The 17,459-nt window shown below is 44.2% G+C and carries 19 protein-coding genes and 1 pseudogene; all 20 read left to right on the forward strand.

Features of this window, described 5'->3' with window-relative positions; translation table 11 throughout:
* The 20 genes and pseudogenes from AAA939_RS07600 (at position 1) to AAA939_RS07695 (ending at position 17,454) form a co-directional block, all read left to right on the forward strand.
* On the forward strand, positions 1-1,545 hold the full coding sequence (locus AAA939_RS07600) for a phage portal protein (RefSeq protein ID WP_338230736.1): 1,545 nt from the start codon (positions 1-3) through the stop codon (positions 1,543-1,545).
* On the forward strand, positions 1,460-2,275 hold the full coding sequence (locus tag AAA939_RS07605) for a minor capsid protein (RefSeq protein WP_338230737.1): 816 nt from the start codon (positions 1,460-1,462) through the stop codon (positions 2,273-2,275). Before AAA939_RS07600 ends, AAA939_RS07605 begins: the two co-directional genes overlap by 86 nt.
* 10 nt (positions 2,276-2,285) lie before the next feature.
* Positions 2,286-2,510: a hypothetical protein gene (locus AAA939_RS07610; protein WP_338230738.1), complete on the forward strand. Its 225-nt coding sequence runs from the start codon at positions 2,286-2,288 to the stop codon at positions 2,508-2,510.
* 142 nt (positions 2,511-2,652) lie between these two features.
* Complete coding sequence (locus AAA939_RS07615) at positions 2,653-3,228, forward strand: DUF4355 domain-containing protein (protein ID WP_338230739.1); 576 nt, start codon at positions 2,653-2,655, stop codon at positions 3,226-3,228.
* Between the two features lie 14 nt (positions 3,229-3,242).
* Entirely contained in the window at positions 3,243-4,115 is an 873-nt protein-coding gene (locus tag AAA939_RS07620) for a phage capsid protein (protein WP_338230740.1), read from the forward strand.
* A 20-nt stretch (positions 4,116-4,135) separates the two neighbouring features.
* A pseudogene (locus tag AAA939_RS07625) lies at positions 4,136-4,252 on the forward strand (HeH/LEM domain-containing protein); the annotation flags it as partial.
* A gap of 4 nt (positions 4,253-4,256) precedes the next feature.
* A complete protein-coding gene (locus AAA939_RS07630; protein WP_338230741.1) occupies positions 4,257-4,619 on the forward strand; it encodes a phage head-tail connector protein in 363 nt (120 codons plus the stop codon).
* Positions 4,616-4,912: a hypothetical protein gene (locus AAA939_RS07635; protein ID WP_338230742.1), complete on the forward strand. Its 297-nt coding sequence runs from the start codon at positions 4,616-4,618 to the stop codon at positions 4,910-4,912. Before AAA939_RS07630 ends, AAA939_RS07635 begins: the two co-directional genes overlap by 4 nt.
* Entirely contained in the window at positions 4,912-5,289 is a 378-nt protein-coding gene (locus AAA939_RS07640) for an HK97-gp10 family putative phage morphogenesis protein (protein WP_338230743.1), read from the forward strand. Before AAA939_RS07635 ends, AAA939_RS07640 begins: the two co-directional genes overlap by 1 nt.
* On the forward strand, positions 5,286-5,639 hold the full coding sequence (locus AAA939_RS07645) for a hypothetical protein (protein ID WP_338230744.1): 354 nt from the start codon (positions 5,286-5,288) through the stop codon (positions 5,637-5,639). Before AAA939_RS07640 ends, AAA939_RS07645 begins: the two co-directional genes overlap by 4 nt.
* Positions 5,640-5,656: 17 nt before the next feature.
* Positions 5,657-6,295 carry a phage major tail protein, TP901-1 family gene (locus AAA939_RS07650; RefSeq protein WP_338230745.1) on the forward strand — a complete coding sequence of 213 codons (639 nt, stop codon included), beginning with the start codon at positions 5,657-5,659 and terminating at the stop codon, positions 6,293-6,295.
* A gap of 75 nt (positions 6,296-6,370) precedes the next feature.
* Positions 6,371-6,805, forward strand: coding sequence for a tail assembly chaperone (locus tag AAA939_RS07655; RefSeq protein WP_338230746.1), 435 nt, complete (start codon positions 6,371-6,373; stop codon positions 6,803-6,805).
* A gap of 38 nt (positions 6,806-6,843) precedes the next feature.
* Positions 6,844-7,116: a hypothetical protein gene (locus AAA939_RS07660; RefSeq protein WP_338230747.1), complete on the forward strand. Its 273-nt coding sequence runs from the start codon at positions 6,844-6,846 to the stop codon at positions 7,114-7,116.
* Positions 7,116-11,225: a phage tail tape measure protein gene (locus tag AAA939_RS07665; RefSeq protein WP_338230748.1), complete on the forward strand. Its 4,110-nt coding sequence runs from the start codon at positions 7,116-7,118 to the stop codon at positions 11,223-11,225. The genes AAA939_RS07660 and AAA939_RS07665 overlap by 1 nt, the downstream gene beginning before the upstream one ends.
* A 3-nt stretch (positions 11,226-11,228) precedes the next feature.
* The gene (locus AAA939_RS07670; RefSeq protein WP_338230749.1) at positions 11,229-12,050 is read left to right on the forward strand and encodes a phage tail domain-containing protein; all 822 of its coding nucleotides are present in this window, start codon (positions 11,229-11,231) and stop codon (positions 12,048-12,050) included.
* Positions 12,051-12,062: 12 nt separating this feature from the next.
* Entirely contained in the window at positions 12,063-14,255 is a 2,193-nt protein-coding gene (locus tag AAA939_RS07675) for a phage tail protein (protein WP_338230750.1), read from the forward strand.
* Positions 14,248-15,876 (forward strand): BppU family phage baseplate upper protein, encoded by a 1,629-nt coding sequence (locus AAA939_RS07680; protein WP_338230751.1) that lies wholly within the window; start codon positions 14,248-14,250, stop codon positions 15,874-15,876. Before AAA939_RS07675 ends, AAA939_RS07680 begins: the two co-directional genes overlap by 8 nt.
* A gap of 14 nt (positions 15,877-15,890) precedes the next feature.
* Positions 15,891-16,259: a BppU family phage baseplate upper protein gene (locus AAA939_RS07685; RefSeq protein ID WP_338230752.1), complete on the forward strand. Its 369-nt coding sequence runs from the start codon at positions 15,891-15,893 to the stop codon at positions 16,257-16,259.
* A 113-nt stretch (positions 16,260-16,372) separates the two neighbouring features.
* The gene (locus AAA939_RS07690) at positions 16,373-17,062 is read left to right on the forward strand and encodes a hypothetical protein (protein ID WP_338230753.1); all 690 of its coding nucleotides are present in this window, start codon (positions 16,373-16,375) and stop codon (positions 17,060-17,062) included.
* An 11-nt stretch (positions 17,063-17,073) separates the two neighbouring features.
* On the forward strand, positions 17,074-17,454 hold the full coding sequence (locus AAA939_RS07695) for a hypothetical protein (RefSeq protein ID WP_338230754.1): 381 nt from the start codon (positions 17,074-17,076) through the stop codon (positions 17,452-17,454).
* The last annotated feature ends 5 nt before the right edge of the window (positions 17,455-17,459 follow it).

Genomic DNA, 17,459 nt, shown 5'->3' on the forward strand with positions numbered 1-17,459 from the left:
ATGGTTAAGTATTATGAGAATTATGATCAAGCGAATATGGTCTATCAGGAAAGTTTAGATAGTCTGACACCAGACCGCTTGATGAAGTTCATTAAGCATCATTATGACTATCAGCGACCGCGATTGGTGAAGTTAGACCGCTACTACAAAGGGTTTAACCCCGGCATTCTGGATCAAGACAGCCGGCGCCATGAGAAAGGCAAGTCAGACCATCGAATCACGCATTCGTTCGGCAAGTACATCGCTGACTTTCAAACCAGTTATTCTGTTGGCAATCCTATCAACGTCAAGACTGAAAATGATGATGCGGTATTTGATAAGATGGTTGACGCCAACGACACTGATGCCGAAAACTACGACCTATTTCTTGATATGACACGGTATGGGCGTGCCTATGAGTTGGTTTACCGCGGCAAGGATAACACCGAGCACCTAGTTCGGTTGGATCCGTTAGATACGTTCGTGATTTACTCTCAAGACGTAGACCCGCAGCCAATTGTCGCCGTCCGCTACCATCAAATCGAGTCAATTGACGACCAAGACAAAGCCACAATTAAATTTGTTCCCGAGTACTGGACGGTTGCCAATCATATTACTTTTATGCCAACTGAAATGGGCGGCGAGATGAAACAAGAGAGTGAGGAAAATGTTTTTGCATTTCCAGTCACTGAGTTTAAGAACAGCAATTTCCGCTTAGGTGATTTTGAAACTGTCATTCCCGCAATTGATGCCTATGACGGTGCCCAATCTGACACTGCCAACTATATGACGGATTTAAATGAAGCCATGCTTGTGATCCAAGGTGACATTGATACATTGCTTGAGGGAGCTAACCTAAACGATGGGATAGACCCAACTGATAAGGACGCTGCGCTTGATTTGGCACGTAAGAAGTTGGAGTTGCTGAAAGAAATGAAAGACGCCAACATGTTGCTTATCAAGTCAGGATTTACGACTACTGGAACTCAAACGACTACTGACGCCAAATATATTCACAAAGAATACGACGTGCAGGGCGCCGAAGCCTACAAACAGCGGCTAGCTAACGACATTCACAAGTTTAGTCACACGCCGGACCTAACTGACGAGAACTTCGCAAGCAATGCCAGCGGTGTCGCCATGCAGTACAAGGTGCTTGGAACGGTTGAACTGGCCTCAACTAAGCGGCGAATGTTTGAACGTGGCTTATATAATCGCTACAAAATTATTGCCGCACTTGAAACCAAGGCGTCTAGCGGATGGAATACTGACGTTGATAAAATGAAATTCACCTTCCGTGACAACTTGCCAACGGACGACATCACTCAAATAAAAGCTGTTGTTGATGCTGGGGCCACGCTTCCACAGGCATATTTCTACAACTTCTTGCCGGGCATTAACGATCCTGACGAAATCAAACAAATGTTGGATGAGCAGGCCAAGGACGATAGTGATTACCAATTGAATGGCGGTGACAAGAATGCCCAAACAGACGGTTCAGCAACAGGCCAAAGCGTACGCCGACAAACTAGACAAACAAACCCAAAGCAACAAGCTGATTCGTAAGGATATAGCGGCCACGATGGCGTTGTTCCTTGCTTTCTGGTATGCGTTTGTTGAAAAAAATGACGATTACAGCCATGCGGATGATTCTCGGTTGGCTGACAAGCGGCTTAAACATCAAGTGGACGAGGACGCCAAAAAAAATGACGTACAGAAGAAGAAGGCAAGCAACAATGACGAACTACTTCAATACGCTGCTTATGTTTATGCGTCTATTTTGGCGTCTAAGCTGATTAAGCAAGTTAGCGGGCAATTATTCAAAACGTCCAAAAAAACGGCTCAGTTTGGACGGAAACTATACAGTGGTGGCAACGAGTCCCATAAGGTTGTAGATGACGCTGAAATCGTTAATCGTTTGATGAACGGTGCTACTTGGTCTGATCGTATTTGGGCCAATCAAGACCAGTTACGATCAGAGTTAACGGCTTCGATGAAACGAGCACTGCTTACGCATGATAACCCAGTGACCGAAACGGCCAAATTGCGGAAACAATTTAGCGTTGCCGACTATCAAGCACGCCGAATCCTACGCACCGAAAGCTCACGAGTGATGAATCAACGAGCGTTGGAGATGGTGGAAGCGGCCGGTTACAAAAAAGTTGTTTGGATTGCCAACAGTGGCGCGTGTCGCCATTGCTTAGATCACGAGGGCGAAATATTTACTCTGCAAGAAGCAGAAGGATTGATACCATACCACCCAAATTGCTTGTGCACTTGGGCGGCAGTTGATTAGGAGGAATACCATGGCTAAGAGTGGATTAGAAATAACAAATCAAGACTTACTAAGTGTTCTTAAAGAGTGGGTGCCACAAATCAAGCTAAGCGATGTCGATAAAATTAAAATTGTGAGCCTTGCCAAGGATAAGCATAAGACTGTTCAAATCACTATTGAGGGTGAAACCGAAGTACGTGATGGCATGGCGGTTTTAGAGACTGGCGATACCATCGGCATTACTGTTCAACATTAATATTTGACCTAAGTAAGTCATTAAACTGCTCAAAAATTACATAGCGTGAAGCAGTAAGACGTGTGATCGTGGCTGGGCCTTCGGGTGTGGCTGGGATCGGTTAACACGTCTTTTTGTTTTGGGCTAATCAGGAGGAACTATCATGAGCGAAGAAAACGTAAATCCAAATGCCGAACCAAACCCAAACGGTGGTCAAACGCCACCAGCAAGTGATCCAGAAGAATCAGTTACCTTAACACCGGCAGAGCTTCAATCAAAACTTGATTCAGAGGCTGACAAGCGAGCGGCTAAGGCGGTTGAAACTGCTAAGGCTAAATGGGCAGCTGACCAAGCCAAGGCAATCGAGGACGCAAAGAATCAAGGCGCAAAGCTAGCCAAGATGTCCGCTGCTGAAAAGGCTAAGGCCGAAGATGAAGCACGGCAATCGGCACTTGATAAGCGTGAAGCAGAATTAAATCAACGTGAGTTAAGTACCAGTACGGTGGCTTTACTGGCTGACAAAAAGCTACCAACGTCATTGGCTGACCAACTGATCAAGTTAGGCGACGCTGATGCGATCAAGACGGCGGTTGACGGTTTGGATAAGGCAATTAGTGAGGAAGTCAATAAGCGGGTCAACGAGTCGCTCCAAACGATACCACCTCAAAACGGTTCTTCGGCTTTAAACGGTTCCGATGATCCATTTGCAAAGAAACTAAGTTCGTACACTAAAAAATAAGGAGGCCATTACTAATGGCAAACGCAAATAATAACCAACCGGTTCGAGTTTATCAGAAGCAATTTGCACAATTACTTCAAACTGTTTTTGGAGTTCAGTCTCAATTCGCACCTACCTTTGGTGCACTTCAAACCTTGGACGGCGTTCAAAACAACGCAACGGCATTTAGCGTAAAGACTAATGACATGCCAGTAACCGTTGGCGAATATAGCACCGACGCTAATACTGCAATGGGCACAGGAACGGGCAATTCAAGCCGATTCGGTGAAATGAAAGAAGTTATTTACACTGATGAAGATGTTCCTTACGCATTCAAATGGGCGTTTAATGAAGGCTTAGACCGTTACACTGTCAACAATGATTTAAATGCGGCAGTCGCTGATCGTTTAGCCTTACAAGCGGAAACTAAAACACGGATGTTTAATAAGAAATTAGGCGCATTCTTGGTAGCAAGTGCTGCATCTGACTTGGGCACTACTGATGATGTTAACGCCTTATTCGAAAAGGCTGTCAAGACTTATACTGACCTTGAAGTTGTTGTGCCTATTCGTGCTTATGTGACTGCTGACGTTTACAATGCAATCATTGACCATCAACTTGTTACTAGTGCCAAGGGTTCAGCGGTTAATATCGACTCTAACGGAATTACGACATTCCGCGACATTACAGTAACCAAGGTGCCAACGCAATATATGGCCGGTAAGCAGGTAATCTTTACCCCTGACAACATTGGGCGTGCGTTTACTGGGATCGTAACAACTCGAACAATTGAAACAGAAGGCTTCGATGGTGTCGCGTTGCAAGGTGCTGGTAAAGCTGGTCAATTTATCTCTGACGACAACAAGAAGGCTATCTTTACCGCTGGGCCTGCTTCAACGGGGGAATAGCAGCGGCTTCAATCGCTGAGCCGCTAAAACCAACCAGCGATAACACGGTGGCCGACATCAAAGCATATTTAGATGCAAAAGGTATCAGCTACCCGTCAACGGCGCTAAAGCCTGATTTGCTTGCACTAGTGGGGTGATTCAATGACAATGACTGATGAAGAACTGGCTACAGTATTAAAAAGCTGTAAATTGCGAATCGGTATCGATGATGACACGCAAGATAATCTGCTGAACGACCTGATTAAGGATGCGACCGATCGTGTACTGGCTTATGTGAACCAAGATGGCAAAGTAGCCAGTGAGTTGCCGACTGCCGTTATCTGGGTCATTAAGGACGTTACAGTAAAGATGTTCAATCGTATCGGTGACGAGGGTAAGACTGCCAGTGGTGAAGGTAACGTGTCTAATACTTGGGCAGACATCGATTTGTCACAGTATGCGGATGCACTTGATCCTTATCGCAAGTCTAGCATGCGGCGTCGGCCAGGGATGTGGTTTATATGAGGTATAACGATCGGGTTATTCTGCTTTATGAATCCAAGCCGGTTGACGAATTGCACGGTGGCGGTGGCTACGACCAAGTAGCAGCTAACTGTCTAACCATTCCTATTACTAGCGCAAATGAACTGGCGGTTTATGGCTTAGTTAACACGCATGCTTATGAGATTCATCTCAAAGGCGCTGTGGCAGAGCCCGAACGAATTCAATTTAGTGCTGATAGCCCGCAGTTTACGGTCAATAAGATGTTCCTTAACCGCAAGTCAACCGTCCTGATTATTTCGGAAGGTGGTAGCTAATGGCGATTAGAGCAACTGTGAAGTGGTCGGGTGTGGACGATTTAGTAAATCAGCTTGACTTGAGCCAAGCTAATGCTGATAAGTACGGCAAAGAGGCCATGAAAGGGGTTGTTGCTAAGGCACAGCGCACGGCCAAGTCATTAGCCCGGTATCGCACGGGATTTATGCGGAACAACATTAATCCTAAGCCAGTAACCGGTAGTGGTAAGGCCATTGTAGGTACGTTAATTTCAGAAGCTGAATACTCTAGTTTCAATGAGTATGGGACTTTTAAAATGAGTTCTAAACCTTTCATGCGTCCGGCGGTTTCAGCTGCCACGCCTTTTTTTTACCAAAGTTTTGAAGAAGCACTTCGTAAAGCTGGTGAAATCAAATGACGATGGGTGAATGGTACGAAGCACTTAATACCAGGCTAAATGCTGACGGTATCAAGGTAAAGTTTAACCAACCACAGGCCAAGGACACCTTACCGTTGGTACATGTCAATGTTCACACTGATTCTGATGCTTCGACTAAGTTTGATACGCTGAACCAAGTTGAGCAACAGATTGATATTTACTGTGAGGGCACCATGGCACCGTTTGACTTTGAAAATTATGTTCAAAAGGTCAAATGGTCCATCAGTAAGGTTAAACGATGGAACAGCTTAACAACGCAAACAAGTATTGATGACAGCATCGGCCGTGATTTAAGACGGGCGATGCTTTTAATTACGGTAACGATTTAGATTAGGAGGAAACAATAATGGCAGATACACCAATTAATAACGGAATTGAGTTGGTAAAAGACACGCCTTATCGTGGTAAGGACGTCTGGTATTTTATTCAATCAACTGACCCCAAAGTAGCGCCAGTCGGTTCCCCAGCGATTCTACCAGCACATCAAGAATCCGGTGATACCAATATCGAAGGTGATTCTCTAGATGAAACTACGAAGATGGGCCGTATCATTGCGCCTTCGACTAATGAAGATTCCATTGAATTAACGACTTACATGGTTCCCGGTGACAAAGCAGTTGATATTATCCTCGATGCAAAGCACAATGGGCGCCAAGTCAAAGTATGGCGGGTAATTGTTGATCCACGGCTGGCAGTAGTTGAAGGTGATCACAAGGCATATCCGTCAATGTTTGGCTATGGGGTTGTTGATAGCCTTGATATTTCTGATGAAGATTCATTCTCGGAAGCGGATTACACCATCAATATTATTGGCAAGCTGGCAGATACTGACAAAGACGGCAAGCCAGCAACTTTCCCATTAAGTGATGAACAAGTAGACGCTTTGAACCAGCTTTATGCTGCAGAACGTCCTGGTGAAACAGAAGGCGAATTCACTGACGCAACTGCCACTGATGACACTACGACTCCTGAAAGCCAAGCCTAGTAGTAACTATTAACTGATTGATACAGAGACGAGTAGGCCGCGGCCGAGCTGAGACGATAAATGGAGGAATATAAAATGTTAAAAGTAAAAATTGCAGGTAAAGATGTTGAAGTGAAATTTGATTTCAAGGCTTTTTTTAAAGCCAATAAAGAGTTGTCACAAAACGGCGGTCAAGACGGTGCTGCACAGCTGTGGCTTCAATTCGTTACTGGCGATGTTATGGCACCATACAACGCACTTTGCATTCTGTTACCAAAATCTTACAAGGACGATCAAGTGAAGGATGCCTTAGATGATTATATGGATGCAGGCAAGTACGACGAGTTTGTTGACGACTTAACAGCGGAATTGAAGGCATCAGGTTTTTTCCACAAAGCGGCTCAGAACATGGTGGATCAGATCGACAAGTACGGTCAAACAAATCCAACCAAGGACCAAACGGCAGCCGAAAAAAAACGAACGGAAGCCGTGGCGGATATGCTGGCCGCAATGAAGAAGAGTCTCTCTTAATAGATTTCGCTAGATTAGGCATGTCGGATAATCCTGACATGCCTTTTTCTTTGTATCTGTGGGAAGCAAAGGCCTTGATGGACGGTGCCCGCTTGCGAGATATCGACCAGCGGCGCTACTTGACTGAACAAGCCATCAATATTGCGAACATTCAGAATTCTAAGAAACCACGTAAGGCTGCTAAGGCTGGTTTCAAAACATTAGATACCGCTGAAAACAAAGTGGTTTACAAATTAACGAGTGCTCGATCGGATAAGCCTAACGTCAAGATGATCCAACGACTGAACAAGGTGTTTGGAGGTGGTAGCTAATGGCTCAAGTTGTTGCGACATTCTCCGCTGATATTTCCCCGTTTCAGTCCGCGATGGGGAAAATAAAAAACGGTGTCAATGATGCTGTGAAGTCAACTAGTCAAATGGCACAGCGGACGCATGATGCTATGTCTACAGTTAGCAAAACTGCGTTGGCTGCAGGAACTGCTATGACTGCAATGGGCGTTGCTTCCCTCAAGTCGTATGGTTCCTTCCAGCAAAGCCTAAATAAGGCGGCAGTTATTGCTGGTGGGACATCAAAAGACATTGGACAATTGGCTGACATGGCGAACCGAATGGGGGCGGAACTTCCCCTAAGTGCTCAAGACGCAGCGGACGCCATGGTATCAATGGCCCAAGACGGTGCGTCGATTAAAACAATTACTAAAGAATTCCCGGCGATTGCGGAAGCCGCTACTGCCACCGGTGCCGACCTGCAAACAACCGCTTCGGTTGTTCAGCAGGCAATGAACATCTGGGGAGACTCGCTTAAATCACCAGCTCAAGCAGCCGCAATTCTTACTGAAACGGCTAACGTATCTAACGCTTCCATTGAAGATATGCAACAAGCACTTGCCACGGTTGGTGGGACTGCTTCAAATGCCGGATTTGGTATGGCAGAAATGTCAGAAGCTATCGGTTTAATGACTAACAAAGGGTTCAGTGCGGCGCAAGCCTCAATGGATCTCAACCATGCCATTCTACAAATGCAAGCACCTTCTAAGGCTGCTCGTAAAGAAATGAGTGCTTTAGGGTTATCATTTACTGATTCGTCCGGAAAGATGAAACCATTCCCACAGATTCTTAAAGAAGTAGCTGCGGCGACTGATAACATGTCATCTTCGCAAAAGACGGCAGCTTTAAAGACTATGTTCAATACGGCAGGTATGCAGGCAATGCTTCCACTAATCAAGAGCATTGGCGACACCAGTGGTAGCACAACTACCAGTTGGGCAGCTTATGCTGCGGCACTAGATAAAGTCAGTGGTTCAACTGCTGAATCAACCGCATTCCTCAAGAATCAGGCTGATGAGATGCAACAGAACCTTGGTTCAAAAATTGAACAGGTTGGCGGTAACTGGGAGTCACTGCGGAACACTGCAATGGCGGCAACTTCGGGAATTAACGGCAGTTTAGTTGACTTAATTAACCAAACACTTGAATGGGCGCAGTCTTCAAAGGGGGCGGGTGCATCTGCGATCCGTAGCTTCGTAGGGCTAACCCCGGTTATTGGTGCCGGTGTTACGGCCATGGGAGGATTTATTTCAGCTTCGAATGGTCTTTACACAATGACCACCAATCTAAAAGGAGTTTTTGGTACTTTAGGTGGTGCAATTGTTAATCCATGGACTTTGGGATTAGCTGCCATCATTGGCTTTGTGGCAATGCTTGTAAAAGCCTACCAGCAATCCGAGACTTTCAGAGATGCTATTGGGGAAGTCGGCAGTGCGTTCACGAGCGTTTTTGGCCCAGCCATTCAATCAGTGATCAAAGTCATTTCTGATTTCTGGAAGGGATTAACTGAACCAGTTGCTGGTGCTAAAAATGGAGTTGATAGCCTTGCTAAAACGATTGGTGACACCCTAGGAACTGCACTTAAATCAGTCGACTGGGTAGGCGTATTCACAACTGCCAAGAACGTAATCGGTACGGTTGCCGATGTCATTGGTAAGGTTATTACAGCTATTACAAATGTCGTGACTAGTACTGATGCGGTAAGCACAGCCAATACGGTGTGGGATACTGTTAAAAGCGTAATTAAAAATGTGTGGTCGATTATTAAAAACGTAATCGATATCATTGGTCAGGTCATTAGTGGATTTAATTCTGTCGGCGGGACTAAGTCTGTATGGACAATCATTAGTACAGCTATTAATAGTGTTGTTAATATTATTAAAGACGTTATAGCAGGTATTAGTTCATTTATTGAAAAAATGGCAAAGACCGGTGGCACATCAAATATATGGGGAAATATAGGTAAATCCATTGGCCTAATTGTTGGCATCATTGCTGAAGTGGTTAGTGCTATTGGAAGGTTTATTGATCAAACACAGCAAAGCGGAACAGCTGCTAATACAGTTTGGAATGCAATTGTTTCAGTAGTTAAGACAGTACTTGACTATTACAATTCAATTGGTCAGTCCATAAATTCATTTATCTCAGGATTTGTGAAGGCAGGTGCTGCCAGTACGTCTTGGGACGCAATTGTGGCGGTTGTAAAAGCGGCTTGGACAATAATTGAAGATGTTGTCATTATTTTAGGTGCGGTAATCGGTGCTGTTGTTAAAGTTGTTAGTGCATTCTTAGAACTTAAACCTGTCCAAGACCTATTCAATCTATTAGGCCAAGCAATCGGATTAGTTGTTAAAGTTCTCGCAGACGGAGTTACTGATATTGCAAACTTTGTAACTTCACTACTCAATCCGGTAACGTCCATCAAAGACTTATGGGGCGGATTAGTCGAGTGGTTTGCTGAATTATGGTTATCAATAACATCTGGAGTAAGTGAAGCATGGGCACCAATTAGTGAAATGATAGGTGGAGTTGTAGAGGCCGTTAAGGTCAAATGGAACTCGATTATATCGTTCTTTACTGGACTATGGTTGTCCGTCACAGCTGGTATCAGTGCAGCTTGGGATGGGGTTAAAACATATTTTAGTGACTTATGGACTGGAATTACTACAACAGCAAGCGAAATGTGGACAGCGTTTTCAGCTACAATCCAAGAAGTTTGGACAGCAATTATTGAGACTGCAAAAGGCATTTGGAATGGCCTAGCATCATTCTTTGCCGAACTTTGGCAAGGAGTCAGTGATGCGTTTACGGCTGTCTGGGCTACAATCAGCGGCGGACTTACAGAAGCATGGCATGGAATTGTAAGTATCGCTTCTGGATTATGGGGAATGATTAAAGATGCCATTATGGGGCCAATCTTGTTAGTCCTAGATGCGTTAACTGCTGATTGGACGCAAATGGGTGCCGATTTGAAAATGTTATGGACTGACATTGTAAATAATGCCAAATCAATCTGGAATGGGCTACTCTCGTTTTTCAGTGGATTATGGAATTCGATTAAAAGTGCTGCTTCATCTGTCTGGAATGCAATTAAAGGTGTTCTGACAACAGTATGGAATACGATTATTTCAGCAGGCAAGAGTGTTTGGAATGGTTTTAAGTCATTTATTTCAGGTCTATGGAATGGTATCAAATCTCTGGCCACGAGTGTGTGGAATGGTATTAAATCGGCTATTGGTCATGCAATCAGTAGTACAGTCAGCATCGCTAAAAGTGTGTGGAGCGGCTTGAAATCGTTCATGTCAGGATTATGGTCGGGTATTAAATCGGGCGTATCAAGTGCATGGAATAGTATTAAGTCTACTATTTCAAGTCTTGCTCGTGGCGCAGCTAGTGCTGCTAAGTCAGCATGGAATGGTTTGAAATCTGCCGCAAGTAGTATTTGGAGTAGCTTGAATTCGTTAACGTCGAGTGCGTGGAATGGCATTAAATCAGTTGTTCATAGTGCTGCTACAGGTATGGTCAGCTCGGCAAAATCAGCGTGGAGTGGTTTTACATGGGTTGTATCATCAGTTGTTAACGGTATTAAGAATACGTTTAGTAGTTTAAGCTGGTTTAGTTTATATGACGCTGGTTATAAAATTATTAATAGCTTCCTTCAGGGGTTAGAAAATGCCTTTAATAGCGTCAAGAGCTTTGTCAGTGGTATTGCTGGCTGGATTCGTGATCACAAGGGACCAATCAGTTATGATGCTAAACTTTTGATTCCTGCCGGTAACGCAATCATGAATGGATTTAACGAAGGGTTACAAGCCAAGTATTCCGTCGTTCAAAAGAATGTTGCTGGTATGGCTGATGGCCTTGCGGATTCAGTCGCGAACGCTGTGGATTCAATTCATGATGGCGATTTGCAAATGTCGGCGGCTAGCTACGAAGCTGGTGACCTGACTCAATCAATTGATGATAGTGATCGTATCACGCCAACTTTCACGGTTCATAACGAGCTTGTGGGTGACAAAATCCAAACGATTGTTAAGGAAGGCGACCAACAGTCTGCGGTCAAGCAAAGCTACTTTCGGGAATATGGAGGTTAGAGCATGGATTTATTAGTTGAAAGGATTGATGGACGGCGCTATCTCCTAAGTCAGTATAAAGTGCTGATAACCGATTTTGAGGAGTCTGCGCCGAATGTGACGCGGAACCAAACACAGCTTGAGTATCGCAACGGTTCGATTGACTTTGGTGCGTGGCATGACAGTAAATCAATTAGCGTGACGGGATATTACCGTGCGGATGATATGGACGAAGAGGAGACGATTAGAAATCGTCTTTTTTCTTTGTTCTCAGACGTTCGCGGGTATTATATTACCCAGTTTAAGACTGATTCTATGCCTTCATTTGAGCGACCGGGTGAGAACGATGGCGATTACTACGATCAGCTTGAAAATTACCCCAGTAACAAACGTTTTTTCGTTTATACGCAGGCACCGAAGGTTGAACTTGAGGGAAATATCAACGGTACGTTGTTATATAAACTTTCAGTTGATTTTAGTACGGTCAAACTGCCTTATGGGGAAAGTATTGCGCGGGATGTACCTGTTCCTAGCGGTGTTGTTCCCTATAGTGGGACCGTCCCGTGTAGTCAATTGGAGCAAGGGTTCATCTTTCAATTTACGACTACACAGGCGGGCACTAATTTATCCATTAAGTTGAATGGTACCGAGTTCACTTACACGGGCGCAGTTGCCAATGGCGACGTGTTTAAGTTGGGTGGTTTCAGCTACCTAAGAAACGGCGTGAGTGTGGTCAATGCGACCAATAAGGCCTATTTTGTTCTCCAACCAGAAGTTCAAAACAAGGTAACCACGTCGCTTACAGGGAATATTAAGATTTTAAACTTTCAGAATTTATTTGCTTAAGGAGGGTGCTAATTGATTACATTTCAAGATGTGCAAAATAATGGGCACCAAGCGCAAGCCACTTTATCTAAAACTGATGGTGTCAACGGTGAAAAATCACTGACTGGTATCATCTATTTTGGTCAAGAGGTCAAGGACAGCATGGACAAGGGCTGGTCCTTGTCGTTTGATGGCGACGAGTATGTAGTAGTGACGATTAAACACAACGATAGCGATAATACGGTTGCTTTTACCGCGGTGCAGGAGTTCTTCTACAAATTCAGTAAAACTGGTTTTGGTGAAACGTGGGACGGGTCACATACATTTGTGACTTATCTCAATGCTTTATTTAAGGATACTGGGTACAACTACATTAACTCGGCAACGGTTGCGGCATTTGAAAAGCAAAGCTGGGGAATGAAGGATCGGCTCACACTTTTCAACGACATTATCGATCAAGCGGGTGTGGAGTTCTATGTAAAGGGCAAAGTGGTTTATATTAAGCCGAAAATTGGGACCGATTTAGCCACGGTTGTACGCAAAGGGTTCAACCTTGCTGATGCCGAAATTCAAACAGATAACAGTTCATTTGCCACTTACGGCCGTGGGTTTGGTGCGTATAGCAATCCAGACGATGTAACCTCGCAACGGTTGTCAGTCGCATATAAGTCACCACTTTATGACTATTACTATCCTAAGTTCGGTGCTATTGAAGCCCAACCAGTAGTTGATGAACGGTATACAATCACCAGTAACTTGTTAGCAGCGGTCAAGGAGCGGGTCGATAAGAGTTGGTCCGTTTCACTAACCTTGTCACTAGTCGATTTACAGACGGCTGGTTATGATTATGCGATGGCTACTGCTGGCGATTCAATCACGGTCATTGATGAGAAGCTTGCTTTCAGTGAAGTGGTCCGAATTGTGAAAGTGGTTAGTGACTATAACGGTGAAGGTGACCGAATTAATACGCAGGTTACTTGTGGTAGTTTGTCGTTTGCGGATAAACAAAAAACATCGCAGGCAACGCTTGCTAACGTAGCGGCGGGCAAGACGTCGGTTCCTAACTCATGGCTAACGCAGCAGGTTCAAGTTGCCACCAATGACTTGCTTAGCGCCCGGACGGAGTTGCAATTTACAGACGCCGGCATCATTGCCACTGATAAGTCAGACGCAAACAAAGTTGTTTTACTCAATAGCAGCGGATTAGGCGTGTCGCTTGATGGCGGGCAGACGTTTAAGACGGCGATTACCGCCGATGCCATTGATGGTGATAACATCAACATCACTAACATCAATGCGATTAACATTGTGGCTGGTACGATTAAAGGAAATAACTTATCAATTGATTTAGATACAGGCGACGTAGTGTTTCGGCGCGGGAAAATAGTGGGCAATGACGGCCTTATCAGATTTGATATGGACCAGAGTTATTTGGAAAGTAAAAATACAAGCGGGTACGGATTTAAAATATACCAAGGTATTTTCATGTTTGAAAAAGGTGATACTATCATTGGTACACTAGTACCATTTTTAGAAAACAATCTTGGTTTGGGATTAAGTAGTCATGGTGCACTAATGCTTAGTGCCTATGATGCTAGTACAGATAGCAGTAAACCGTCTATTAACATGATTCAGGAAGATGGTATGCAGATCACGGGAGACAAGATTTCAATAGGAAATTCATTTTCAGACACTTCAAAACTAAATGCGCTTTTTTCAAACACCGATATAGCCGGTAACGTTGACATGGCTGGAAAGTTAGATGTTGGGAAAAAGCTTATCGTATATGGTGACTTCAATACGATTGGAACTAAAAATGCCATTGTGGCAACTCGTGATGGTGTTCGAGCCGTATCCGCGTATGAAACGGCAGAAAGTTATTTTGGCGATATTGGTGAATCAAAGACAGACGATACAATGTCAGTCAAAGTTCCGATTGAAGAATTGTTTGGTGATACAGTAAATACTGCAGTTTCCTATCAGGTTTTTTTGCAGTCGTATAGTTCAGCACACGTTTGGGTTTCATCACGCGATGAAGCCTTTTTTGTTGTTGAAAGTGATCAACCCAATACGCCGTTTGTATGGGAGATAAAAGCCAAGCGACGCGGGTATGAAAGTGATCGGTTAGTTAAGGATGATATTACCTACAATGAATTAAAAAAACATGTTGTGCCCGGCGAACAGAATACGGAACCAATTGATGAAGGGAGTGAAGACAATGATTAATCTAGCGCTTGATACGAGTAAGCAGAATCAGCTGAACCCCGTCGTACTATTGCGCGTTGGTGATGGCGGTGTTGATACCATTCATGCAGTCATCACGGATAATGGTGAGTTAATGGATTTGACGGGCTACACCGTGGAGTTCCGAGGGATGAACGCCGCTGGAAATTTAGTGGTTGATAGCCACGTTACCGTAAATAAAAATGAAATCACTTGGACAATGCCAAATACAGCTGCTAGCGTTGCAGGAAAATATGAGCGGGCCTACTTTACCTTTAAGAAGGGCGGAAACGTAACATCGACTGCCAACATTCGACTTGAAGTTTTCAACGATGTTGATATGAGTGCCGATGAAGCTAAGCCGTATATTGCTGAATATGATCGTTTGGTTCAACAGCTGCAGGCTGATTTTGATGCAGCTAAAAGCAAGCTGACAACCGATGTCAGTGACTTTACGACAAGTGCTGGTACGGTGGTTGAAAGTACTGCAAGTTATGCCACAAGTACGGCCGATAGCTCTGTTGCCTACGCCAAAAAACAAACTGATGATACGCTGACTGGTGTAAAGTCACAGGCTGATAGCATGGGGGCGCTGGCGCAAAGTAACGCTGACTTGTCGAATTCTTTAGCTGCCGGTAATCAGTTTGCCAGCAAGAGTGAGGTCGCCAGTGCAGCTAGCCAAGCCAACAAGTACACTGACATTGGTCTAACAACTAAAGCTGATGATGCTAAGGTAATCCATACTGATTCGGGGTATGGGGCTGAAAATTTGGTTATGAATTCAGGCTATCCAAATGGCACAGAACAGTGGTCTGTGGCTGGAAATACCGCTGGTAGTGGTTTGCAAGTTGCAACACATGGCTTTTATCATAACGGGACTGATAATTTATTCATATTGAATAACGTTAACTCAGACCAAATAACTGCTACAGGTTCAAAAAAATATGTTACGGCTGGGGAAACTGTTTCATGGTCAGTCAAAGCGTTTGCAGGTGCCAATGTCGTAAACTCGGACGTGTATTTAATTTTTGATGATGACATTGAGCCTGTACTAACTAATGTTAATTTTTCTCCTACATCAATAAACACTTACTCAGGGACATTTGTGGTTCCTGCTGGTAAAAGTTCAGTACAGTTCAGAATTGATAATAATGGAACAATTGATGGACTAGTTGCGCGTGTCTACTATACAGAGGTAAAGGTTGCTCGTGAAGACCACCCATCGCCATGGACCAAGCCAGTCGTTAGTGGCGGCTGGGTTAGAGGGACGATGGATTGTGCATCTAGTTTTTATGGACATAACACAAGTGATCGAAGTGGTGTAATTGGTTGGAATAAATATGGAAATATTGTGACAGTCTGGGGAATTATTACACCTGCAACGACTTTACCAGCAAGCCCAGAACCAGTTAAAATTGCTGATTGGCTACCCAATTTGGGAGTCCCTGTTACGACATTTTCTTCTTTACAGCAGGGATCCGGAAGTACTAGTGAATGGCAGCTAACAGTCACGCGAAACGCAATTAACTTTCAAAGATATCGCAATCAAACTTCTTTTGGCGCTCAAGATTGCCCTGCCGGAACGTGGTTGCCGTTTACGATAACTGTAATTGTTCAGGCATAGAGGAGGAAAAATCAATGGCAATACGAACTTATGATATTTTATTGGATAGCCATAATACAATGATGCCCGAGCCGATTACAGGCCGGGCCGGGGATAAAACGGGTGCGGTCGCAATCAATGCAACTTTGGCAGACAATGGTGCTCCAGTTTCGTTGGTTGGAAAGACGACGATGTTTATGGCTAACGCCCCTGATGGGAAACATGTTATTGCAGACACGGATAACTTTAAGATAACAGATGCACCAAATGGTCAATTCACGTACAATGTTCCTAATAATCTCTGGAATTTTCGGGGGGGGGGGGCAAAATCACTACTGCGTATTTTAATTTATCTGATGACAACGGTACGGCGGCCACCTTTAACTTACGGTTTGTTATTCTAAAAAATGTCGATCTCAGTCAACCCGCGGCCGATGATTATGTAACGATTGTTGACGGGACTTTACGTGATCTACAAGCAAAAATCGATGATTTAGGTACGAGTATCGGAACAGTAGTGGATGCCTACAATAAGGGACAATTCTACAACAAAACCGATAGCGATAATCGCTTTGTAAAACAGGTTGATACTAATGATTGGCAGAAACAAGCCATGTTTGCGCCCAATGATTATAAGATTGCATCTACTAAAGTAGGTGAAGACTTCCGGGAATTTGTAACGTCTAAGTTTACTACTCCAGGTGTTTATTATATTCGTGAAGGAAATATCGTTAAGTCAACTGATGGCAATCAAATTGGCGTGATTGACTGTACCGTGATATCAGAAGGCAATTGGTGGTACGCATACGGCATTGGCTCATCCGCCGGGGATTTTGTATCGCGACGATTTACAACAACGACTGATTCTGGTTGGCAGCGCTCAGTTGCGACTGATGGAAACAGAAATATTCAGGTAAATGATGTTGTGACGGCAAATGAAAGTGTAGTAAATACTCAAAAGCGGTTTACCGGGGGCTATGGGAAGCTGGCTACTTGTCCTACTGGAACGGACTTTGGAGTGTTTGTGATGTCAACAGCTGTTCCGTCCGGACTATCAATGGTTCGAGATGAAAACCTTGCACGAAATGCACTGACCTATAAAGAGTCGTCGGCTTTCGGATGGACGATCTCCCCAGGAACTACGACAGATAAAATGATAAGAGGGCATTGGAATGATAGTCACTGGTCAGGGTGGCTGGATGCATAGGAGTTGATAACATGTTAGATCACTTGAATAAAAATCAAGATTGGTTTTGGAAAGCGATGGAAACATATGGCTTGGGAGTCTATTTCCTTATCAAGCAAAATACGTTTGCCTTTGTACCGCCGAGGCCAACGATTCTAGATATTATGGATGACCCGCCGGCAATCTTTGTCTTAGCGATTGTTGCGACGTTAGCGGTCGTCTATTCACTATGGGATATCAATGTCCCGTACTATAAACCTGTCATGACTGGGGCGCTCACATTCGTGTGGGCTTTTTTTATGATTGCGTTTGTCGTTCATGATGTTCAAACGGGGCAGATCATTAGCTTTGAATCAATGTATGCCTTTTTCGTTTTAGCATCAATGATGCACAAAATTATTATTGGGGGTTGATCGCC

The organism is Lactiplantibacillus paraxiangfangensis (assembly GCF_036246185.1).
GTDB classification, from domain to species: domain Bacteria; phylum Bacillota; class Bacilli; order Lactobacillales; family Lactobacillaceae; genus Lactiplantibacillus; species Lactiplantibacillus paraxiangfangensis.